General features: G+C 59.9%; 20 protein-coding genes and 1 pseudogene. 14 read left to right on the top strand and 7 right to left on the bottom strand.

Features of this window, described 5'->3' with window-relative positions; genetic code table 11:
- Positions 1–61: 61 nt before the first annotated feature.
- The 6 genes from PSCI_RS03875 to PSCI_RS03900 all read left to right on the top strand — a co-directional run bounded on the left by PSCI_RS03875 (position 62) and on the right by PSCI_RS03900 (position 3,141).
- Positions 62–628 (top strand): antibiotic biosynthesis monooxygenase, encoded by a 567-nt coding sequence (locus PSCI_RS03875; RefSeq protein ID WP_045483054.1) that lies wholly within the window; start codon positions 62–64, stop codon positions 626–628.
- A gap of 178 nt (positions 629–806) precedes the next feature.
- Complete coding sequence (gene folM / locus PSCI_RS03880) at positions 807–1,514, top strand: dihydromonapterin reductase (RefSeq protein ID WP_045483056.1); 708 nt, start codon at positions 807–809, stop codon at positions 1,512–1,514.
- 20 nt (positions 1,515–1,534) lie between these two features.
- Positions 1,535–2,098 (top strand): GTP cyclohydrolase I FolE, encoded by a 564-nt coding sequence (folE, locus tag PSCI_RS03885; RefSeq protein ID WP_045483060.1) that lies wholly within the window; start codon positions 1,535–1,537, stop codon positions 2,096–2,098.
- Positions 2,098–2,469, top strand: a complete 372-nt coding sequence (folX, locus tag PSCI_RS03890) for a dihydroneopterin triphosphate 2'-epimerase (RefSeq protein WP_045483063.1) — start codon at positions 2,098–2,100, stop codon at positions 2,467–2,469. The genes folE and folX overlap by 1 nt, the downstream gene beginning before the upstream one ends.
- A gap of 29 nt (positions 2,470–2,498) precedes the next feature.
- The gene (locus PSCI_RS03895; protein ID WP_373568499.1) at positions 2,499–2,807 is read left to right on the top strand and encodes a DUF1244 domain-containing protein; all 309 of its coding nucleotides are present in this window, start codon (positions 2,499–2,501) and stop codon (positions 2,805–2,807) included.
- Complete coding sequence (locus PSCI_RS03900; protein WP_045483066.1) at positions 2,800–3,141, top strand: HopJ type III effector protein; 342 nt, start codon at positions 2,800–2,802, stop codon at positions 3,139–3,141. Before PSCI_RS03895 ends, PSCI_RS03900 begins: the two co-directional genes overlap by 8 nt.
- An 86-nt stretch (positions 3,142–3,227) precedes the next feature.
- Here the strand turns inward: PSCI_RS03900 and trxB are convergent, their stop codons facing one another.
- Positions 3,228–4,190: a thioredoxin-disulfide reductase gene (trxB, locus tag PSCI_RS03905; protein ID WP_045483069.1), complete on the bottom strand. Its 963-nt coding sequence runs from the start codon at positions 4,188–4,190 to the stop codon at positions 3,228–3,230.
- 122 nt (positions 4,191–4,312) lie between these two features.
- Positions 4,313–4,912, bottom strand: coding sequence for a peroxiredoxin (locus PSCI_RS03910; RefSeq protein ID WP_045483072.1), 600 nt, complete (start codon positions 4,910–4,912; stop codon positions 4,313–4,315).
- A 262-nt stretch (positions 4,913–5,174) separates the two neighbouring features.
- Here PSCI_RS03910 and cysZ point away from each other — a divergent pair, with 262 nt between their 5' ends.
- The 4 genes from cysZ to PSCI_RS03925 all read left to right on the top strand — a co-directional run bounded on the left by cysZ (position 5,175) and on the right by PSCI_RS03925 (position 8,952).
- Positions 5,175–5,936: a sulfate transporter CysZ gene (gene cysZ / locus PSCI_RS03915; RefSeq protein WP_045483075.1), complete on the top strand. Its 762-nt coding sequence runs from the start codon at positions 5,175–5,177 to the stop codon at positions 5,934–5,936.
- Between the two features lie 206 nt (positions 5,937–6,142).
- Positions 6,143–6,622 carry a hypothetical protein gene (locus PSCI_RS28155; protein WP_052483347.1) on the top strand — a complete coding sequence of 160 codons (480 nt, stop codon included), beginning with the start codon at positions 6,143–6,145 and terminating at the stop codon, positions 6,620–6,622.
- A 261-nt stretch (positions 6,623–6,883) separates the two neighbouring features.
- On the top strand, positions 6,884–7,231 hold the full coding sequence (locus tag PSCI_RS28935) for a hypothetical protein (RefSeq protein ID WP_144403190.1): 348 nt from the start codon (positions 6,884–6,886) through the stop codon (positions 7,229–7,231).
- A gap of 548 nt (positions 7,232–7,779) precedes the next feature.
- Entirely contained in the window at positions 7,780–8,952 is a 1,173-nt protein-coding gene (locus tag PSCI_RS03925; RefSeq protein WP_045483078.1) for a glycosyltransferase family 4 protein, read from the top strand.
- Positions 8,953–8,976: 24 nt separating this feature from the next.
- Here PSCI_RS03925 and PSCI_RS03930 read toward each other — a convergent pair whose 3' ends face one another.
- Both PSCI_RS03930 and PSCI_RS03935 read right to left on the bottom strand, forming a co-directional pair.
- Complete coding sequence (locus PSCI_RS03930; protein WP_045483081.1) at positions 8,977–9,459, bottom strand: glutathione peroxidase; 483 nt, start codon at positions 9,457–9,459, stop codon at positions 8,977–8,979.
- A gap of 110 nt (positions 9,460–9,569) precedes the next feature.
- Complete coding sequence (locus tag PSCI_RS03935; RefSeq protein WP_045483084.1) at positions 9,570–10,055, bottom strand: FKBP-type peptidyl-prolyl cis-trans isomerase; 486 nt, start codon at positions 10,053–10,055, stop codon at positions 9,570–9,572.
- Between PSCI_RS03935 and PSCI_RS03940 the strand changes: the two are divergent.
- The 3 genes and pseudogenes from PSCI_RS03940 to PSCI_RS03950 all read left to right on the top strand — a co-directional run bounded on the left by PSCI_RS03940 (position 10,024) and on the right by PSCI_RS03950 (position 13,535).
- Positions 10,024–10,375 (top strand): annotated as a pseudogene (locus PSCI_RS03940) (DUF3565 domain-containing protein). The gene PSCI_RS03935 and the pseudogene PSCI_RS03940 sit on opposite strands and share 32 nt — an antisense overlap.
- A gap of 90 nt (positions 10,376–10,465) precedes the next feature.
- Complete coding sequence (gene pta, locus PSCI_RS03945; protein WP_045483087.1) at positions 10,466–12,556, top strand: phosphate acetyltransferase; 2,091 nt, start codon at positions 10,466–10,468, stop codon at positions 12,554–12,556.
- 61 nt (positions 12,557–12,617) lie between these two features.
- On the top strand, positions 12,618–13,535 hold the full coding sequence (locus PSCI_RS03950) for an acyltransferase (RefSeq protein ID WP_045483090.1): 918 nt from the start codon (positions 12,618–12,620) through the stop codon (positions 13,533–13,535).
- Positions 13,536–13,564: 29 nt separating this feature from the next.
- On the opposite strand, the gene PSCI_RS03955 is transcribed toward PSCI_RS03950, so the two are convergent.
- Positions 13,565–14,296, bottom strand: coding sequence for an OmpA family protein (locus tag PSCI_RS03955; RefSeq protein WP_045483092.1), 732 nt, complete (start codon positions 14,294–14,296; stop codon positions 13,565–13,567).
- A 455-nt stretch (positions 14,297–14,751) separates the two neighbouring features.
- Between PSCI_RS03955 and PSCI_RS03960 the strand changes: the two genes are divergently transcribed.
- Positions 14,752–15,930: an HD-GYP domain-containing protein gene (locus tag PSCI_RS03960; RefSeq protein WP_045483095.1), complete on the top strand. Its 1,179-nt coding sequence runs from the start codon at positions 14,752–14,754 to the stop codon at positions 15,928–15,930.
- On the opposite strand, the gene PSCI_RS03965 is transcribed toward PSCI_RS03960, so the two are convergent.
- Both PSCI_RS03965 and PSCI_RS03970 read right to left on the bottom strand, forming a co-directional pair.
- Positions 15,923–18,607, bottom strand: a complete 2,685-nt coding sequence (locus PSCI_RS03965) for a LuxR C-terminal-related transcriptional regulator (protein ID WP_045483098.1) — start codon at positions 18,605–18,607, stop codon at positions 15,923–15,925. The genes PSCI_RS03960 and PSCI_RS03965 overlap by 8 nt on opposite strands.
- Positions 18,608–18,803: 196 nt before the next feature.
- A complete protein-coding gene (locus PSCI_RS03970; protein ID WP_045483101.1) occupies positions 18,804–20,162 on the bottom strand; it encodes a DUF1329 domain-containing protein in 1,359 nt (452 codons plus the stop codon).
- Positions 20,163–20,179 lie beyond the last annotated feature (17 nt).

Here is a 20,179-nt window from a genome sequence, read left to right on the forward strand (position 1 = left end):
CGGAGCCATGACTTGTGCGCGTCCCTACCCGGGAGGCTCATGCATCTATTGGAGATACACAATGTCTACTGCTCCCGTCACCTTGATGGTGGCCCGCCGTGTGACCCACGGTCGCTATCAGGAGTTAATCGCCTGGCTGCATGAAGGCGAACGCCTGGCCACTGATTTTCCCGGTTACCTCGGCTCTGGGGTGTTGGCACCGCCACCGGGCGATGATCAATTTCAGATGATATTCCGCTTCACCGACGCGCAGACCATGCACGCCTGGGAGCATTCTGCGTCACGACGCGCCTGGTTGGTGCGCGGCAGCGGCCTGTTCGACAGTCCATCGGAGCAGCGCGCCAACGGTATCGCCGGCTGGTTTGGCAGCGCCGGTACACGCCCGCCGCGCTGGAAACAGGCCGTGGCCATCTGGCTGGCATTTTTCCCAGTGTCGCTGCTGTTCAATTATGTTCTCGGACCGCTGCTGAGCCAGCTTGAACTGATGCCACGCATCATGCTCAGCACCCTGATGCTTACACCGTTAATGGTCTATCTGTTCATTCCACTGTCGACCCGCCTGCTGTCCAGCTGGCTCAATGACAGCCCGCAGCGCAGCAATCGCGCCGGATCGACGGCTCCGCACTGAGAGACCACCCACCACGCCTGGAGCCGGCACAGCCCTCCAGGACGTGCAAGCCTGCCCCGCAGGTTGTACAGCGCACGGCATTGGTATAACTTCGCTCGTTACACCAGTTTCCAACCTGTACGCAGATGTGATCCTTGTATCTCATCCTGCTGCGCAGATCTGACTCCGTGAGCTGTCCATGGCCTCCACTGCACCGATACTGATCACCGGCGCCAGCCAGCGCGTCGGCCTGCACTGTGCGCAGCGCCTGCTCGAAGAAGGTCAGGCGGTGATCATCAGTTACAGAACGCCACGACCTGCAGTCGAGCAGTTGCGTGCGGCAGGGGCTGTTACCCTGCACGCCGATTTTTCGTCGCAGACCGGCATCATGGCGTTTATCGACACCCTGAAGCAGCACACCGACTGCCTGCGGGCCATTGTGCATAACGCTTCAGAGTGGCTGGCCGAAACACCGGGGGACGAGGCCGAGGTCTTCACCCGGATGTTCAACATTCACATGCTTGCGCCCTACCTGATCAACCTGCATGGGGCCAGGCTTTTGCAACGCAGTGCGGTCGCCGACATCGTGCATATCAGCGATGACGTGACCCGCAAGGGCAGCAGCAAGCACACCGCTTACTGTGCCAGCAAGGCTGGCCTGGAAAGCCTGACCCTGTCGTTCGCCGCGCGCCTGGCGCCGCAGATCAAGGTCAACGGCATTGCCCCGGCGCTGCTGATGTTCCAACCCGATGACGACGCGGCATACCGCGCCCAGACCCTGGCCAAGTCGGCCCTGGGCATCGAGCCTGGCCCGGAGGTGATCTATCAGAGCCTGCGCTACCTGCTCGACACGCCCTACGTGACCGGCACCACCCTGACCGTAAACGGCGGACGGCATCTCAAGTAAGCCGCCCCGAGGACCCTGAAATGAGCGAACCCCTGTCACAGCAGTACCGAGACATTCTCGTGGGCCTGGGCGAAGATCCGCAGCGTGAAGGCCTGCTCGATACCCCCAAGCGGGCCGCCAAGGCCATGCAGTACCTCTGCCACGGCTACAATCAGAGCCTGGACGAAATCATCAATGGCGCGCTGTTTGCCTCGGACAACGACGAGATGGTGATCGTCAAGGACATCGAGCTGTACTCGTTGTGTGAACACCACCTGCTGCCCTTCATCGGCAAAGCTCATGTGGCCTATATTCCCACCGGCAAGGTCCTGGGCCTGTCGAAGATCGCCCGGGTGGTGGATATGTTCGCCCGCCGCCTGCAGATCCAGGAAAACCTGACCCGACAAATCGCCGAAGCCATCCAGAGCGTCACCCAGGCCGCCGGTGTGGCGGTGGTGGTCGAAGCGCAGCACATGTGCATGATGATGCGCGGTGTCGAGAAACAGAATTCACTGATGAACACTTCAGTCATGCTCGGTGCATTCCGTGAGTCGAGCACCACGCGCATGGAGTTTCTGCAACTGATCGGACGGAGCAAGGGCTGATGGCGAAACTGGAACCAGGCACCGCGCGCATCCGGGTCAAGGACCTGCGCCTGCGCACATTCATCGGCATCAACGAAGACGAGATTCTCAACAAGCAGGACGTGCTGATCAACCTGACGATCTGCTACCCGGCCCAGCAAGCGGTGCGCGACAACGACATCGATCACGCGCTGAATTACCGCACCATCACCAAGGCAATCATCCAGCACGTCGAAGGCAATCGCTTCGCCCTGCTCGAACGCCTGACCCAGGAAGTCCTGGATCTGGTGATGAGTAATGAAGCGGTGACCTACGCCGAGGTTGAAGTCGACAAACCTCACGCCCTGCGTTTTGCCGAGTCGGTGTCGATCACCCTCTCTGGCCAGCGCTGATATCATCGCGCGCTTCAACGGAGCCCATCATGACCGAGCCACAATTGACCGAACAGCAACGCCTGGAACTCGAAGCGGCCGCCTTCCGCCGCCTGGTTGCCCATCTGGACAGCCGCAAGGACGTGCAGAACATCGACCTGATGAACCTCTCGGGTTTTTGCCGCAACTGCCTGTCGAAGTGGTACAAGGCCGCCGCTGACGAGCGCAGCATCGAGGTCAGCCTCGACGACGCCCGCGAGGTGGTCTACGGCATGCCGTACAACGAGTGGAAATCGCTTTACCAGAAACAAGCCAGTGCCGAGCAACTTGCGGCCTTCAAGGAACCCAAGCATGACTGATCTGAACACCCTGCGCGCCAGCCTGCGCAGCGGCCAACACGCATTCGCAGAGACCCTGGCATTCATTGCCGAAGGCTACGACTACCAGCCACAGGCCTTCCGCAATGGCGAGGTGGAAAACGTTGCCGGGCAGAACGAGGGTTCGTGCAAGACCCTGGGCCTGGCCCTGCTTGAAGGGCTGAGCGACGAAGAAGCCCTGCTGGCCTTCGGCGAACACTATCGCTCGGTACAGGCCACTCCTGAAGGCAGCGACCACGGCAATATTCGCGCCCTGATTGCCCATGGCCTGGCCGGCGTGAAGTTCGAAGCCGAACCGCTCAAGCGCAAAGCCTGATCTGCGCCGCTGAAGCGGCTCTTACGGGCGCGCAAGGCACAAAAAAACCGGCTATCGAAGCCGGTTTTTTTGTGGGTCAGACGCAATCAGAACGAGGCGTTGGCCAGGCCGTCCAGGTAGCGTTCGACGTCCAGGGCCGCCATGCAGCCGGCACCGGCCGAGGTGATCGCCTGACGGTACACGTGGTCAGCCACGTCGCCCGCCGCGAACACACCCTCGACACTGGTCGCCGTGGCATTGCCTTCACGGCCGCCATTAACCACCATGTAGCCGTCCTTGAGCGCCAGTTGGCCTTCGAACAGCGAGGTGTTCGGTGTGTGGCCGATGGCGATGAACACACCGTCAACCTTCACATCTTCCTGACTGCCGTCGTTGTTCTTCAAGCGCGCACCGGTCACGCCCATGTTGTCGCCCAGCACTTCGTCCAGGGTCGCGTTGAGCTTGAGTTCGATCTTGCCCTCGGCGACGCGGGCGTGCAGCTTGTCGATCAGAATCTTCTCAGCGCGGAAGGTATCGCGGCGGTGTACCAGCGTGACCTTGCTGGCGATGTTGGCCAGGTACAGGGCTTCTTCCACAGCGGTATTGCCACCGCCGACCACCGCCACAGGCTTGTTGCGGTAGAAGAAACCATCACAGGTCGCACAGGCCGAAACGCCCTTGCCCATGAATGCTTCTTCGGACGGCAGGCCCAGGTAGCGGGCGCTGGCACCGGTGGCGATGATCAGCGCGTCGCAGGTATAGGTGCCGCTGTCGCCCTTGAGGCTGAACGGTTTGCCGGCCAGGTCCACAGAGTTGATGTGGTCGAAGACGATCTCGGTCTCGAAGCGCTCGGCGTGCTCACGCATACGCTCCATCAGCGCCGGGCCGGTCAGGCCGTGGGGGTCGCCCGGCCAGTTGTCGACTTCAGTGGTGGTGGTCAGCTGACCGCCTGCCTGCATGCCGGTGATCAGCAGCGGCTTGAGGTTGGCACGGGCGGCGTAGACCGCAGCACTGTAACCGGCAGGGCCGGAGCCGAGGATAATCACTCGGGAATGACGGACATCGGACATGACACACTCCTGTCGACCGGCCACTAACGCCGGAGTTGCAACGATTGAACGGGTGGGGCCCCGCAACGCATGCGCTGCCCCTGAATTCGGTTGGCCGCAACCGGGGTCACGGCCAGAGGGCCTTACAGGCCTTTGGCGTTCGAAGCCAGGTAATCAGCAACGCCCTGGGCGTCTGCTTTCATGCCTTTCTGGCCTGGGCGCCAGCCGGCCGGGCAAACTTCGCCGTGCTCTTCGGTGAACTGCAGGGCTTCGACCAGACGGACCATTTCGTCGACGTCACGGCCCAGTGGCAGGTTGTTGACCACCTGGTGCTGAACCACACCGGACTTGTCGATCAGGAACGAAGCGCGCAGGGCCACGCCAGCGTCGTGCTCGATGCCGTAGGCGCGAGTGATCTCGTGCTTGACGTCAGCGACCATGGTGAACTCGACTTCGCCAATGCCGCCCTTCTCGACCGGCGTGCTGCGCCAGGCGTGGTGAGTGAACTGCGAGTCGATGGAAACGCCGACCACTTCAACACCCAGCTCGCGAAAGCGCGCAATGCGGTTGTTGTGGGCAATGATTTCCGAAGGGCAAACGAAGGTGAAGTCCAGCGGCCAGAAGAACAGCACCACGTATTTGCCACGCAGCGAAGACAGCTTGAAGCTGTCGACGATCGAACCGTCGCCCAGCACTGCTGCGGCATCGAAATCAGGGGCTTGCTTGTTTACCAGTACGCTCATGGATGACTCCAGTCAGAAATGGAAAAGGATAGGTGAGGAAATTGGTCATCAGCCTATCGGGGTGGCGAAGATTAAGGAAATTTCGTTTCACAATCCACCTCATAGACTTCTCCTATTCAGAAAAGTACCGAGGCCATTACTTTAACCCCTGCTACGTCGTAGCGGCGAATCCGGGCCATGCCGGACACACAGGCTGGCCAGCCTCTTTAACCACTGCCACAAAGCCGGTAAGGTCGCCGCAGACCCTGATTCGGAGGCTGTCATGCCCGCACCCGCCCTCACCGGCCCGCAATACCTCGCCGAAGGCCTGAAACTGATCCTCAGTCCTGGCCTGCGCCTGTTTGTCCTGCTGCCCTTGAGCATCAACCTGCTGCTGTTCGGGGGCCTGGTGTACCTGGCGGTGCATCAGTTCGGCATGTGGGTGGACACCTTCATGCCGACCCTGCCGGACTGGCTGAGCTTTCTGAGCTACATCCTGTGGCCGCTGTTCGTGTTGCTGGTGCTATTGATGGTGTTCTTCACCTTCACCATGCTGGCCAACATCATTGCCGCACCGTTCAACGGTTTTCTGTCGGAAAAGGTCGAGGCCGTGGTGCGCGGTGAAGACACCTCACCACCGTTCAGTTGGGGTGAACTGGCCGCCATGATTCCCCGCACTCTGGCTCGTGAAGCTCGCAAGCTGGGTTACATGTTGCCGCGGGTTATAGGGCTGTTCATCCTGTCGTTCATTCCGGTGGTCAACCTGATCGCGACCCCGCTGTGGCTGTTGTTCGGTGTATGGATGATGGCAATCCAATACATCGACTATCCCGCCGACAACAACAAAATGAGCTGGCAGGACATGCTCGCCTGGCTGCGCAGCAAACGCTGGGCCTGTTTGAGTTTTGGCGGCACGGTGTATGCCGCGTTGCTGATCCCGTTCGTCAATATTTTCATGATGCCGGCAGCGGTGGCCGGGGCGACGTTGTTCTGGGTCCGGGAGCGGGCCGAGGCAGGTTTGTCACAGGCTAATACTGGCCGTTAAAGGCAGATTGTTGCCGGGCAGCACAGGGGTGATCACCCGCTGCCCGGCAGCTTTACAGGGCCCCAGCCCTCTTACGCCACTATGGCATCGGTCTTGCTCAAGGGATCCGGCGCAGGGAACCAGATTGCCACGGCGGCGTTACGTGCTGTCATCGTCAGCCGCCTCCTGGTCACACCCGGCGCGCCCACAACCATTGAGGACAGAACATGCGCATTGATGCCACTTCACCCATTGCCGCGCTCACCGGCCAGCAAAACCCGACAAGAAAATCCGAGGCTGATACGCAACAATTCAATGTCCAGGCTGTGCAAGCACAAGCCGCCCTGCCGACAGACAAGCCAACTGACAGTGTCAAATCTGAAAACATGTACGTAAAAATGGCCAGGCAATCCCCGGACAAAGCCGAAGAAACCGCATATTCACTGGTCAACGACTCCATGAAAGATCCACTGCTGAACATTTCCAGCTGGCCGGTGATTCGCTATTCGGTCTCAGGGCAGTTGGTGACAGATGAGTCCAACGCCTACTTCCAGAAACTCTCGGCTGATTCATTGAAACTGCGTACCGACCTCTACAACTCGGAAAAAGCCAAAGGCACTTCCGCACTCGAAATTGTTGAAAAGCTGGTCGCATTAAATAGCAGTTTGCCCAAAAGTTTTCAGGACATGGCCAACTGGCAAGCATAACGCTGTAGGCAAGGCGGTTTTCGCTTCGGCAACCGCCTATCGCCCCACAAATCCAGGAACATTCTTACATTGCTTGGGGAACAATTCGATTTTCCGGCAACGCGTAATTAATAGCGGCAATCGATCTCCAGCACTGGCAAATAGTTGCCATCAGAAAAACACCAAAGACATGTAAGAATATTCCCAACCAGACCAACCAGCGCACTTCCCACTCTTTATTTATAGCCCCATCGCCGCGACAGCATAAACCTGGCATTCAGTTTGCTCTTCACTATCGTGTCCACAGAAGAGGAACTGACCATGACAACTGATTTATCCATTTCGAATTCATCCGGCTACACCCGTGCGCCCGCAGCGCTTGAGAGCGTTCCGTCATCACGCGCAGGCCGATTCAGCCAGATCCTGAAAAATGCCAGTAACGACGCCCCCAAGCCACCGCCAGAACCTGCCGCCGCTACGCTCATACCTCTTCAGCTAATGCGCCCGGCGACCTTCATGCAGAACAAGAATGTGCAACAACAAGGGTCGGTCGTGCAGGACGACAACTTTGTACCGGCGCCAGCGGCATTGGAGCGTATCCCTGGCAAAGGGCGAGTGCTCAAAAACTAGCGATGCACCACCCTGGTTTGTTTGACGCACATCGCAAGAGGATCTTTTCCATGTTCTTTTCCACAACCGCCGGTTCTGACCGCCTCATTCACGCCCACTCAATTCTGAAACACTATAAGTTGAAGGGCGCAACCTTGAGGGACAATGACCGACGAGCAATCAAGGCAGCAGAATGAACTCATGAAAGGCACGCCTGCCATCAGAACTCTGGAAAAAACCTGAACTTCAACAATGTGCTGTCTCAACGATATCCGTGACATGGCCAATTGGTGAATAATGGGGCTCTGGGTGTTGCCAGAGCTCCACACTTTTTAATCAAGCCAATTATTCGATAATACAACGCTATTCAGAATAGCTTTCACGCCCCCCAAAATCCCTAACTGAAACTCACAGAAACGTCCTACAACATCTTCAGCGCTTGAAAAGTTTTATGTAGTCCTGCTGCCGTCTTCAAGAAATTTGACGGGCGCATACCTCTCACCCTGCCCGTCATAAAACCACCACAAAAACCTCACACAAACGCAACCGCTCAGGTCAACACTGAGGTAATGAGCACATTCCTGCATGTCACCCTGGTCACCGAAACCTATGCTCCCGAAATCAATGGCGTGGCCAATACCCTCGGGCGGCTGTGTGAAGGTTTGCGTCTGCGCGGTCACAAGGTCGAACTGGTCCGGCCCCGTCAGGGTCACGAGCCGGCACCTGCCGAGCCTGATGAGCTGATGCTCTGCCGTGGCTGGCCGATTCCGGGTTATCCGGGGCTGCAATGGGGCCAGGCCTCGATGCACAAGCTGTTACGCCGTTGGCAGCGCAAACGGCCAGACGTGCTGTACATCGCCACCGAGGGTCCTTTGGGGCTGTCTGCATTGCGCGCGGCAAGGCGGCTGGGTATCGCGGTGGTCAGCGGTTTCCACACCAACTTTGCGCAATACACCCAACAGTACGGCATGAGCTTCATTACCCGGGCGCTGACGCATTACCTGCGCTGGTTCCACAACCGTTCGCACTTCACCCTGGCCCCCAGCGTCAGCCAGCGCCTGGAGTTGCAACGCCGTGGCTTCGAGCGGGTCGAGCTATTGTCGCGTGGCGTGGACAGCCAATTGTTCAACCCGTCGCGGCGTTCGGCCGCCTTGCGCGCCGAATGGGGCCTTGAAGAAGATGCAATCGCCGTGCTGCACGTCGGTCGGCTGGCAGCGGAAAAAAACCTCGGTTTGCTCAAGACCTGCTTTGAGGCGCTGAGCCAGAATTATCCGCAGTACACGCTGCGTCTGGTGATCGTCGGTGATGGCCCACAGCGTCAGTGGCTGCAACGCGAACTGCCTGAGGCCATTTTCTGTGGGGCGCAACGCGGAGAAGCGCTGGCCGAGCATTTCGCTTGCGGCGACATGTTTCTGTTTCCCAGCCTGACCGAGACGTTTGGCAATGTGGTGCTTGAGGCGCTGGCGTCAGGACTGGCGGTGGTGGCTTATGACGAAGCGGCAGCCGGTCAGCACATTCGTCATGGACATAACGGTGCGCTGGCCATGCCGGGCGACGAGGATGCTTTCGTCGATGCCGCCTGCTGGCTGCTCGAAGACAGTGAAACCCTGCGCCGGGTGCGGCTTAACGCCAGGCAGCACGCCAGCCGCCAGGGCTGGAACAGCATCATTGATCAGTTCGAAGGGCAGTTGTTGAATGCCTGCGCGCAAGACAGTGCAGTGCCGGTAAAGCCCGTGCCTTGAGGGCGCGGGCCATTGAGCGCGGACTCAGGCCAGGGCCTTCTCGATCGCCTGAATGACAGCCTGATCATCCGGCGCAGTGCGCGGCGAAAACCGCGCGACCACCGCGCCTTTGCCATTGACCAGAAATTTCTCGAAATTCCAGGTGATGTCACCGGGAAACTCCGCTCCTTCGCCGGCCAGCAGACGGTACAGCGAATGACGATGCGCGCCGTTGACCTCAAGCTTCTCACCCAGCGGGAAGGTCACGCCGTAATTGAGCTGGCAGAACGACTGGATCTCGGCGTGGGTGCCTGGCTCCTGCCCGGCGAACTGGTTGCACGGCAGGCCCAACACGCTGAAGCCTTGGTCTTTATAGTGCTGATAGAGCGTTTCAAGCGCTGCGTACTGAGGTGTCAGGCCACATTTGGAGGCCACGTTGACCACCAGTACCACCTTGTCCTTGAACGGCGCCAGAGGCAGAGCCTGCCCGTCGAGCCCGGTCAGGGTGATGTCGTGAAAAGCACTCATGGATGGAACCCCCCTTCAAGCCATACCCGCAAAAAAGGGCGGCCCGCAGGCTGCACAACGCGCAGAACTGCCGGGACGCCCTTGCGGTTATCTGAGCTTAGCAGCCCAAATCAGTGGTGATGGCCACCTTCGCCATGAATATGGCCGTGGGCCAGTTCTTCCTGGCTGGCATCACGAATATTGATGACCTTGACCTTGAAGTTCAGGCGCTGACCGGCCAGCGGGTGGTTGCCGTCGACCGTCACGTCGTCGCCGTCCAGATCACGGATGGTGACGATCTGCATGCTGCCGTCCGGGCCGGAAGCGTGGAACTGCATGCCAACTTCCAGTTGGTCGACACCTTCGAACATGCTGCGGCTCAGGGTGCTGATCAGCTCGGCAGAGAACTCGCCGTAAGCGTCTTCAGGCTCGATGGAGACGCTCAGCTCGTCGCCTACATCTTTGCCTTCCAGCGCTTTTTCCAGGCCTGGAATGATGTTGCCGGCACCGTGCAGGTAGACCAGCGGCGCGCCGCCGGACGAGCTGTCGATGACCTCACCAGCGTCGTTGGTCAGGGTATAGTCGATGGAGACAGCCTTTTGGGCAGCGATAGGCATGAGTGCAAGACCTTTGCTTGATATGGATGAACGCCCAAGTCTAACCAAGCCATGCCCTGAAAGCTAACGCAACACCGACAGGAGGGTTTATGAACACGACACCGGTACTGACAATCCTGACCGGCTGGCGCCAGGATGAAGAAGGTAACTGGGTCGCGATCCTGGCTTGTGGCCATACCCAACACATGCGCCATCAGCCGCCATGGCAATCGCGTGCCTGGGTGCTGGACCCGCAGTTGCGCGCTGAAAAAATCGGCGAGCCGTTTGCTTGCGGATGGTGCGCACGCCCCCCCGATGACGATAGTCTTGGCTCCAGTTAGAGCGCTGCGACAGACAGCGTCGGTATTTTCGGGATCATCCGGCAGCCATAAGTGCCGGGGACCCTTGCACTGCTCAATTCGGAAGCCCCCATGCAGACTTTTTTCATTGCGCCCACGGACTTCGGCGTGGGACTGACCTCCATCAGCCTGGGTCTGGTCCGGACCCTGGAACACGCCGGGCTCAAAGTCGGGTTCTTCAAGCCCATCGCCCAGCCACACCCTGGCGACACCGGCCCGGAACGCTCCACCGAACTGGTCGCCCGTACTCACGGCCTCAAGCCGCCCACTCCACTGGCGCTGTCGTATGTCGAGCGCATGCTGGGCGACGGCCAGCTCGATGAGCTGCTCGAAGAAATCATCCGCCTGTATCAACAGGCCGCAGTCGGCAAGGATGTACTGATCGTCGAGGGCATGGTCCCGACCCGGCACGCCAGCTACGCCGCACGGGTCAACCTGCATCTGGCCAAAAGCCTGGATGCCGAGGTGATACTGGTATCGGCACCGGAAAACGAAGTGCTGACCGAACTGTCCGGCCGGGTTGAATTGCAGGCCCAGATGTTTGGCGGCCCGAAAGACCCGAAGGTTTTAGGCGTGATTCTCAACAAGGTGCGCACCGAAGAAAGCATGGAGGCTTTCGCTGCCCGCTTGAAAGAGCACTCGCCCTTGCTGCGCAGCGGTGACTTTCGCTTGCTCGGCTGCATTCCTTATCAAGCCGACCTGAATGCCCCGCGTACCCGCGATGTGGCTGAACTGCTCGGCGCCGAGGTGCTCAATGCCGGCGATTATGAGCAGCGGCGCATGGCCAAGATCATCATTTGCGCACGCACCGTGGTCAACACGGTGCACTTGCTCAAACCTGGCGTGCTGGTGGTCACCCCTGGCGACCGCGACGACATCATCCTGGCCGTCAGCCTGGCCACCATGAACGGCGTACCGCTGGCCGGCATGCTGCTGACCAGCGATATCGTGCCCGACCCACGCATCATGGAACTGTGCCGTGGCGCGCTGCAGGCTGGCCTGCCAGTGCTGTCGGTGAGCACCGGCACCTACGACACCGCCAACCGGCTGAACCAGCTCAACAAGGAAATTCCTGTCGATGACCGGGAGCGGGCCGAGATCATCACCGATTTCGTGGCCGGCCATCTGGACGCCGAATGGCTGCATCAGCGCTGCGGCACGCCACGGGAACTGCGTCTGTCGCCGGCGGTATTCCGCTATCAGTTGATCCAGCGCGCTCAGGCCAGCAACAAGCGCATCGTATTGCCTGAAGGCAGCGAGCCGCTGATTATCCAGGCGGCGGCCATCTGCCAAGCTCGCGGCATTGCGCGCTGCGTCTTGCTGGCAAGGCCCGCTGAAGTCCAGGCCGTGGCCAAGGCGCAAGGTATCGAGCTGCCAGCGGGGCTGGAAATCATTGATCCGGACCTGATTCGCCAGCGTTATGTCGAACCGATGGTCGAGCTGCGCAAGAGCAAGAGCCTCAATGCACCGATGGCCGAGCAGCAACTGGAAGATCCGGTGGTGATCGGCACCATGATGCTGGCCCTCGATGAAGTCGACGGCCTGGTCTCGGGTCTGGTGCACTCTACCGCCAACACCATTCGCCCGGCCCTGCAACTGGTCAAGACCGCACCGGGCTGCAGCCTGGTGTCTTCGGTATTTTTCATGCTGTTCCCGGATCAGGTGCTGGTCTATGGCGACTGCATCATGAACCCGCACCCCAGTGCCCAGGCGCTGGCTGAAATCGCCCTGCAAAGCGCCGACTCGGCGCAAACCTTTGGCATTGCGCCACGGGTGGCGATGATCAGCTACTCCAGCGGCCACGCGGATAACGATGAAGAAGTGGCAAAGGTCCGCGAAGCCACGCAATTGGCCCGTGAGGCGCGCCGTGGCCTGCTGATCGACGGCCCGTTGCAGTACGACGCAGCGGCCAACGAAAACGACGCCCGGCAACTGGCGCCCAATAGCCAGGTGGCAGGGCGCGCCACGGTGTTTGTGTTTCCCGATCTCAACACCGGTAACACCACCTACAAGGCCTTACAACGCAGTGCTGACTGCGTGACGCTGGGGCCGATGCTGCAAGGCCTGCGCAAGCCGGTCAATGACCTGCCGCGTGGTGCACAGGTCGATGATATTGTGCACACCATCGCCCTGACCGCCATTCAGGCCGACACATTGTCCTGATACACCGAGTGATGCCGGAACGCTCCGGCATCATCTTCAATACCCGGAGTTGTTCACTACCATGGCTTTCCTGCCTGCCCCTTTGCGTGGCGTTGTTGCCGCGCTGCTGTTGGCGCTCAACACGCTGGCCTGCTGTATTCCGCTGTTTGTGGTGACCGTGTTCAAGCTCTGCCTGCCGTTCGCCGCTGCCCAGCGCTTGAGTAACAGGGTCATGAATCTGATCCAGGAAAGCTGGATCGCCAACAACAACGCCTGGATTCGCCTGCTGACCGGCACCCGCTGGCACCTGAGCGGCCTGGAAGGTCTGGATTACCAGCACTCCTATCTGGTGACCAGCAATCACCAGAGCTGGGTCGACATCATGGTGCTGCAATTCTTGCTTAATAAACGCATTCGGCCGTTGAAGTTCTTTCTCAAGCAAGAGCTGATCTGGGTGCCGGTGATCGGTCTTGCCTGGTGGGCACTGGGCTTTCCGTTCATGAAGCGCTATTCCAAGGCTTACCTGGCCAAACACCCTGAAAAGCGCGGCAAAGACCTGGAAACCACGCGACGCACCTGCGCGAAGTTTCGCGACAACCCGGTAAGCATTTTCAACTTCGCCGAAGGCACCCGCTTTACCCCGGCCAAACACGCCGAACAGCAGTCGCCGTTTCGTCACCTGCTAAAACCCAAGGCTGGCGGTATCGCCTTTGTGCTCGATGCGATGGGCGAACAACTTGAGTCGATCGTCAACGTGACCCTCTATTACCCCAATGGCCAACCTGGCTACTGGGACCTGCTGTGCGGGCGGGTCGGTCAGGTGGTCGCGCATTTCGATGAGGTGCCTATCCCGGCCGGGTTCATCGGCAAAAGCTACGATCAGGATCAAGCCTACCGCCAGGCCTTCCAGCAGTGGATCAATGCATTGTGGGAAGAGAAAGACCGGCTGCTGGATCAATTGGCAATCGAGCACCCCGCCACAGGCCGTCAGCGCCGATAAGTCACTCGGCGCTGGGCAGGCTGCAGCAATTACTGCTGATACTGATCGTACTGCTGGCCCGGAATCGGCTTGAGATTGACCTCGACCCGGCGGTTCTGGGCACGGCCATTGGCATCGGCATTGCTGGCAATCGGTGAGTCAGGGCCGGCACCGCGCACCGACAAGTGCGTCGGATCGACCCCTTGGGAAGTCAGGTAAGTCGCCACGCTCTGCGCGCGCTGCTGGGACAGGTCCATGTTGTGCTGGCGGCTGCCGGTGCTGTCGGTGTAACCGATGATCTCGATATTGTTCTGGTTGAACTGCTTGAGTGAGCCCGCCAGGTTATTAAGCGGCGAATAGAAGCTGCTGGCGATGGCGGCCGAATCGGTGGCGAAGGTAATGTTGCCAGGCATGATCAGCTTGATCTGGTCACCCTGACGCTGCACCTCAACCCCGGTATTGGCCATCCGCGCGCGCAGCGCAGCTTCCTGACGGTCTGCGTAGTAGCCGTAGCCGGCCGAAGCGGCACCGACCACCGCCGCACCGATCAGCGCCCCCTTGCCACGGTTGTTATGGTCAATGGCAGCACCTGCCACAGCGCCTGCGAGGGCGCCGAGCCCGCCATACTTGGCGGTACGGCTCATACCCTGTTGCTCCTGGTTGCCGTAACCGCCTTGATTGCCGCCATAACCTCCCTGGTTATCGTAGGGGTTGGGCGAGGCGCAGCCGGCCAGCAGGGCAACGGCAGTGGCGGCAATAATCAGTCGGGGCGTGATCAACATTCAATGTGCTCCTGATTTTTTACATTTCTTTGTACATTGCAACGAACGCTTATTGCCGATTTAGAACGCAAAAGGTGCGGAAAATTCCTGGCCGAACGGCATCATTCGAGGTTGGCCAGGCGGCACTGACGGCACATTGATTGAAGCAAAAACGGCCACCCAAAAGACCTTGTAAAAAAAATTTAAGCCAGCCTCTGACGCCATTAAACCAGCACGTTACAACAAGCTGATTTATCTAAGAAAATCAAATACAGCAAGGCGTTGACGCCTGAACATTGTCATACAAACTCATTAATTGCTCCGTATACTGGCATAACGCGACCATCGGATTTTATGGTCTTGAGAACAAGGCAGATGTGAGGTTGCCAACCGCACGCGCCTCTCTTGCTTTACACCATTTTCTGAACGACCCGGCACGGACCGCTGCATCCACCTCCTAGAAAGGGTGACCAGCCATGCTAAGAAAAATACTGGTATCCGACCTCGCCCTGGGCATGCATATCCACGAATTCTGCCGGCCCAGAACCAACGATCCGTTCTGGATCGGACAGGTCGAGGCTGTGCTGCGTGATATCGAAGTTCTCGAACGCATCAAGCGTTCTGACACGCTGGAAGTGTGGATTGACACCTGCCGCGGCAAAGCCCCTGACACTTGCTCGCCTGTGCAGAATGCGGATGTCGCACCGGTCAGCCTCGATAAAGAGCTGCTGCGCGCCAGATTGATTTGCGGACGTGCGAAAAACGCCGTCATGTCCATGTTTGCCGAAGCCAAGATGGGCCACGCACTCAATACCGACGATATCGAACTGCTGATCGAGGAGATTTCCGGCTCGGTCATGCGCAACCCGCATGCGCTGATCAGCCTGTCGCGCCTGAAAAACTCCGATGAATATACCTACATGCATTCGGTGGCGGTCTGCGCCCTGATGGTCGCACTGGCCAGGCGCATGGACCTGCCCGAAGACCAGGTGCGTGACGCCGGGGTTGCCGGTCTGATGCATGACGTGGGCAAGATGATGATGAACCCGGACATTCTCAACAAGCCCGGACAACTGACCCGCGAAGAGTTCGAGGCGATGAAATCGCACCCGGAAGCCGGGCTGAAAATCCTTGAAGGCAGTTGCCAGGTTACCCGTGCAGTGATGGACGTCTGCCTGCATCATCACGAGAAATTCGACGGCAGCGGCTATCCCCATGGCCTGGTGGGTGAAGAGATCAGCTTGTTCGCCAGAATGGGCGCGGTGTGTGATGTCTACGACGCCATAACCTCTGACCGGCCCTACAAGAAAGCCTGGGGAGCCGCCCGGGCGATCCGTGAAATGGCCACCTGGAAAGGCCATTTCGACGACAAGATCTTCCAGCACTTCGTCAAGACCGTGGGCATCTACCCGGTGGGCGCGCTGGTGCGCCTGGAAAGCGGGCGGCTGGCAGTGGTCATGGAACAATCCGAACAGTCGCTGCTGACCCCCAAGGTCAAGGTGATCATGTCGGCGCGCACCGGCAAGCCGCTGGAGCACCGCATCGTGCACCTGGGCAAGAGCCAGGAAGCCGACAGCATCATCAAGTTCGAATGCCCCCATGAATGGGGGATCGAGAAATTCAACGAATTGTGGGCCGGGGCGCCGCTCAACTAAGCAACCCCAACGCCTTGGCCCGGGCCACCGCCTGGGTACGTCGTTCGACACCGAGCTTGCCGTTGATATGGCTGGCGTGGCTCTTGACCGTGTGCAACGAGATGAACAACCGCTCGCTGATCTGCTGATTGGAAAAGCCCTGGGCGATCAACTGTAGAACACCCAGCTCACGTGCACTGAGGCTCTCGCCCGACAGCGTTGTGCATTGCGGGTTATCCCCGCCAGGCAGGTGCTCCAGCAGCGTGTCACGGACCTCGCTGACCGCCACCTTGTGCAATTGCTGACGTAACCACGCCGCGTGCCGCTCGATCAAGGGCTCAAACGCCAGTAGCCCGCCACGTTCACTGATTGCCAGACTGCGAGCCAGCAACCGCGTGGCACATTCCTGTCGCCCCTGATCAAGCAGCACCGCCATGCGTCTGGTCAGGGTATTGAGCACCAGCCACTGGGCGTCGATGTCCGCCGCACGTTGCTCGAGCGCCTGCAAGGCGCTCAGGGCAGTCTCCCCATTGGCCAGTTCAGCACGCTGCAGCTCGACCTGTAGCGGCAATTGCGGCTGACATTCAGGCGCGGCCAGCGACAGCCCGGCACTGTAGGTCTGGCTCAGGCGTAACAACCACGGGCCGGCCAGGCCAATGCGTCCTTGGCCCTGCCACAGCTCGCATTTGACCAGGGTTATCATCGCCAGATAGTGCACCGGCGGCACGCCCCAGCCATGCATCAGGCGCTCGACCTCGGCCAGTTCGGCGAACGCTTCGGCGTGGCGCCTGGCGCGTCCGAGCAGCGAAGCCAGGGTGCAATAACCGGTCAATACACTGATGTCCCGACAATCACGGGCTTCGGCCAACCCGCTGCGCAAGGTCTCGAAGGCCTCATCGGTCCGCAGGCACAGACTCAGCAGATAGCCATGGTAAAGAGTCAAGCGGGCACGAATGGGATAACGTCGCGCAGGATCCAGTTTGGTGAGCAATTGCAATCCCGTGCGCACCTGTTCCAGGGCGCGGAAAATCTCGCCACGGGCCTGTAGAACCTGCGCACGGTCGTGGCAGGCCAAGGCTTCGAACAACGGGTTGGCGAGCCGCTGCGCCAGCTCCAGCGCATCGCGACTCAAGGCCCGGGCACGCAGCAGGTCACCGTCGGTGATCGCCAGGTTGACCAGCGTCGACAGACACACCAGACGTTGCCCATAGCGTCTCTCTGGCAAGCTGAGCAAGGCTTCGCTGCAATAACGCCGCGCCGTATCGGCATCTCCCCTGCCCCGGGCAATGATGCCGCTCAGCGCCAGCCATTGGGCGAGCATTGATTGTTGCGCCGTGGCCGAAGGCGCCGGCAGAAAACGCGCCAGATGGCTGGCCAGTTCTTCGGCAGCATCAGGCTGGCAAGCCAGCCCCAATGCCCAGGCATACAGCACGATCAGGCGCGGCGTGCTGGCCAGCAGGCTGTCGGGCAAGTCCATTTTCCAGCGCAACAACATGACCACGTTCTGTTCGGCCAGCAGCTTTTCTTCGGCCAAGTGCTGCGCCAGGCTGGCTGCAGTATCGGCATCGCCGGCCAGCAGTGCCTGTTCAACCGCCTCGTCGAGCATGCCGTGTTCATGGAACCAGCGGCAGGCATTGAGATGCAGGCGCGTGGCGGCCTCCGGGCGGCGGCTGCGCAAAAAATCAGCAAACAGATGGTGGTAACGCAACCACTGCCCCTGCTCATCCAGCGGTATCAGGAAAACCTGGTGAAGTTGCAGGTAATCGAGCATCGCGGCGCTGTCATCACGATCACGCAGGGCGTCACACAGCCCGCTGCAGAAACGCTCCAGACAGGCCGTGTCATACAGAAATGCCTGCACCTGCTCTGGCAGGTAGTCGATGACTTCCTCAAGCAGGTATTCGCTGACCAGCGCCTCACTGTCTTGTGCGGCATGCCCCTGAGTGGCCAGCAACCAGAAACGCAGCCCCGCTACCCAGCCTTCGTTGCGTTCGATCAATCGCTGCCGGGCCGGGCCATCGGCAACCAGGGCATGGCGCGCCAGCAAGGCCTGCGCTTCAGCGCAGGTCAGGCGCAGATCCTGTTCGTTGAATTCCAGAATATGCCGCGCCAGGCGCAGCCGAGACAGCTGCCAGTCCGGACGCTGGCGGCTGGTGACCAGCAATACCAGCCCGCCTGGCAGATGATCAAGGAGCATTTGCAAACAGCGATCCAGCACCGGCCCCTGAACCAGGTGATAGTCGTCCAGCACCAGCAGCAGCGGCCGGCTCAGCACCAGGTGCATGGCCAGTTCGTCGAGCAAGGCATCGAGCCAGGCTTCCAGCGCCTGTGGCTCCTGGGCGTTGCGCAACCTCAGCGAGGCCAGCGGCTGGCCACCGAGCTGCGGAAAAAAGCCCTGCAGCGCACACAGCAGCCGCTCCATGAAGCGTCCGGGCTCTGCATCTCGTCTACCCAGTCCCAGCCAGGCACTTTGCCATGGTGCCGGCAATGATTCGCAGAACTCCACTGCCAGCGAACTCTTGCCGAACCCGGCGGGCGCGCCGACCAGGATCAGCCGCCCGGACAACCCTTGGCGCAGCCGCTCGCACAGACGCGGGCGCGGCACATGGTCTTCGGATAACGGGGGACGAAAGAAACGCCGCTCCAGCGTATGGGTGGCGTGATCGACGAATCCTTGCATGCGGGACAGATCAGTCATGGCCGGCTCTTGTAATTGTCTTGGCAAGACATTTATTCGGCATCGCAGATGTCCGCAGCCTAACGGCTGCTTGAGCGCTTTTGAAGGACATACCCTAAAGATTCGTAACAAAATTCCTACAAGGATTAAAAAACGTCTGCGCCGCCAATGAAAAAGCCCCCTGACGGGGGCTTGATCACAGCGAACGTTCAGATGCTCAGCGCACACCGTCCTGACGCAGGGCGCCAGAGCTGAATTCGCTGGCGCTGGCCTCGAAGCCGAACTCGTAGGCGCGACGCTCTTCGTTCTTCATGCCCAGCGCCATATAACGGCCGGACTGCAGATCGTACAGGGTTTCGATCACGTACCACGGCACTTGCTTGTCGTAGTAGTTGACGGCATGAGCCTCGGCCACCCGCCACAACTGACCACGACCGTCGTAGTGGTCGATGACCGCAGCCTGCCAGGTGTCTTCATCAATGAAGAAGTCACGTTTGGCATAGATATGCCGCTGGCCGGATTTCAGGGTTGCCGTGACATGCCAGACCCGACGCAGCTCATAGCGGGCCAGGTCCTGATTGATGTGCCCGGCCTTGATGACGTCGTCGTACTTGAGCGAGGTGTCATCGAGCTTGTGACTGTTGGCGGCGATGTACATCTCCTGCTTGCCTACCAGCTTCCAGTCGTAGCGGTCCGGCGCACCGTTATACATGTCCAGGTTGTCCGAGGTCCGGGTGCCATCGGCCGCAGTACCCGGACCATCGTAGGAAACCTCCGGCGCCCGGCGTACACGCCGCTGACCGGCGTTGTACACCCACGCCATGCGTGGTTCCTTGACCTGGTCGATGGTCTCGTGGACCAGCAGCACACCACCGGCCAGCCGCGCAGGCGCGGTGACCTGTTGCTTGAAGTAGAACAGGATGTTCTCGGAAATACCGGTGCCCTTCATCTGGTCACGGAACACGAACTGGTCACTGAACTTGACGATCGAGTAAGAGCCGTTGGGCTGCGGAGTGGCCTGAGTGACCTGACGTTTGACGGCACCACCGCGATAACGGGTGATGTGGTTCCAGATCACCTCGACGCCACTGGCGGGGATCGGAAACGGAATGGCGGTCTGGAAGTTCTCCAGACCGTTGCCGCCAGCGGTCAACTTCGCGTTGGTGGCATTGCGCTTGGCCGCAGCGGCGACTGAATCGGGCACCGTCGCGCCACGGTGGCCGGGGTAGACCACAATCTTGTAGCTCTGCGGATAGCGCTTGAACAGCGCGTACTGCCCCGGCGCGAGTTTTTCCTTGTACTGCTCGACATTGCTCGCGGTGATGGTGAACAGCGGCTTTTCACTGGCATAAGGGTTGGCCAGGAAACCCTTGCCATCGATGGCCCCGGCATTGGTCGGCATCGGGCTCCAGGCCGGGATGCTGTTGTCGGCATTACCGGCCTTTTCCCCGCCCAAGGGAGTCAGGCTGGTCCCCAGCTTGGCGGCTTCGGATTCCGATACCGCCGCCATTACCCCGGTCGCCAGCATCGACAGCCCCAGCACACTGGCTTGCAACAGACCTTTGGTCATTTTCATGTTCGTCGTCCTGAAAT

It is taken from the genome of Pseudomonas sp. StFLB209 (assembly GCF_000829415.1).
GTDB lineage: Bacteria > Pseudomonadota > Gammaproteobacteria > Pseudomonadales > Pseudomonadaceae > Aquipseudomonas.

What these genes read in the sequence shown, in the direction of transcription:
- PSCI_RS03900 (WP_045483066.1), top strand. Translation starts at nt 2,800, where the DNA reads ATGACTGATCTGAACACCCTGCGCGCCAGCCTGCGCAGCGGCCAACAC.
- folM (WP_045483056.1), top strand. Translation starts at nt 807, where the DNA reads ATGGCCTCCACTGCACCGATACTGATCACCGGCGCCAGCCAGCGCGTC.
- pta (WP_045483087.1), top strand. Translation starts at nt 10,466, where the DNA reads ATGCAGACTTTTTTCATTGCGCCCACGGACTTCGGCGTGGGACTGACC.
- folX (WP_045483063.1), top strand. Translation starts at nt 2,098, where the DNA reads ATGGCGAAACTGGAACCAGGCACCGCGCGCATCCGGGTCAAGGACCTG.
- cysZ (WP_045483075.1), top strand. Translation starts at nt 5,175, where the DNA reads ATGCCCGCACCCGCCCTCACCGGCCCGCAATACCTCGCCGAAGGCCTG.
- folE (WP_045483060.1), top strand. Translation starts at nt 1,535, where the DNA reads ATGAGCGAACCCCTGTCACAGCAGTACCGAGACATTCTCGTGGGCCTG.
- PSCI_RS03935 (WP_045483084.1), bottom strand. Translation starts at nt 10,055, where the DNA reads ATGCCTATCGCTGCCCAAAAGGCTGTCTCCATCGACTATACCCTGACC.
- PSCI_RS28155 (WP_052483347.1), top strand. Translation starts at nt 6,143, where the DNA reads ATGCGCATTGATGCCACTTCACCCATTGCCGCGCTCACCGGCCAGCAA.
- PSCI_RS03925 (WP_045483078.1), top strand. Translation starts at nt 7,780, where the DNA reads ATGAGCACATTCCTGCATGTCACCCTGGTCACCGAAACCTATGCTCCC.
- PSCI_RS03875 (WP_045483054.1), top strand. Translation starts at nt 62, where the DNA reads ATGTCTACTGCTCCCGTCACCTTGATGGTGGCCCGCCGTGTGACCCAC.
- PSCI_RS03970 (WP_045483101.1), bottom strand. Translation starts at nt 20,162, where the DNA reads ATGAAAATGACCAAAGGTCTGTTGCAAGCCAGTGTGCTGGGGCTGTCG.
- trxB (WP_045483069.1), bottom strand. Translation starts at nt 4,190, where the DNA reads ATGTCCGATGTCCGTCATTCCCGAGTGATTATCCTCGGCTCCGGCCCT.
- PSCI_RS03930 (WP_045483081.1), bottom strand. Translation starts at nt 9,459, where the DNA reads ATGAGTGCTTTTCACGACATCACCCTGACCGGGCTCGACGGGCAGGCT.
- PSCI_RS03910 (WP_045483072.1), bottom strand. Translation starts at nt 4,912, where the DNA reads ATGAGCGTACTGGTAAACAAGCAAGCCCCTGATTTCGATGCCGCAGCA.
- PSCI_RS03895 (WP_373568499.1), top strand. Translation starts at nt 2,499, where the DNA reads ATGACCGAGCCACAATTGACCGAACAGCAACGCCTGGAACTCGAAGCG.
- PSCI_RS03960 (WP_045483095.1), top strand. Translation starts at nt 14,752, where the DNA reads ATGCTAAGAAAAATACTGGTATCCGACCTCGCCCTGGGCATGCATATC.
- PSCI_RS03955 (WP_045483092.1), bottom strand. Translation starts at nt 14,296, where the DNA reads ATGTTGATCACGCCCCGACTGATTATTGCCGCCACTGCCGTTGCCCTG.
- PSCI_RS03950 (WP_045483090.1), top strand. Translation starts at nt 12,618, where the DNA reads ATGGCTTTCCTGCCTGCCCCTTTGCGTGGCGTTGTTGCCGCGCTGCTG.
- PSCI_RS03965 (WP_045483098.1), bottom strand. Translation starts at nt 18,607, where the DNA reads ATGACTGATCTGTCCCGCATGCAAGGATTCGTCGATCACGCCACCCAT.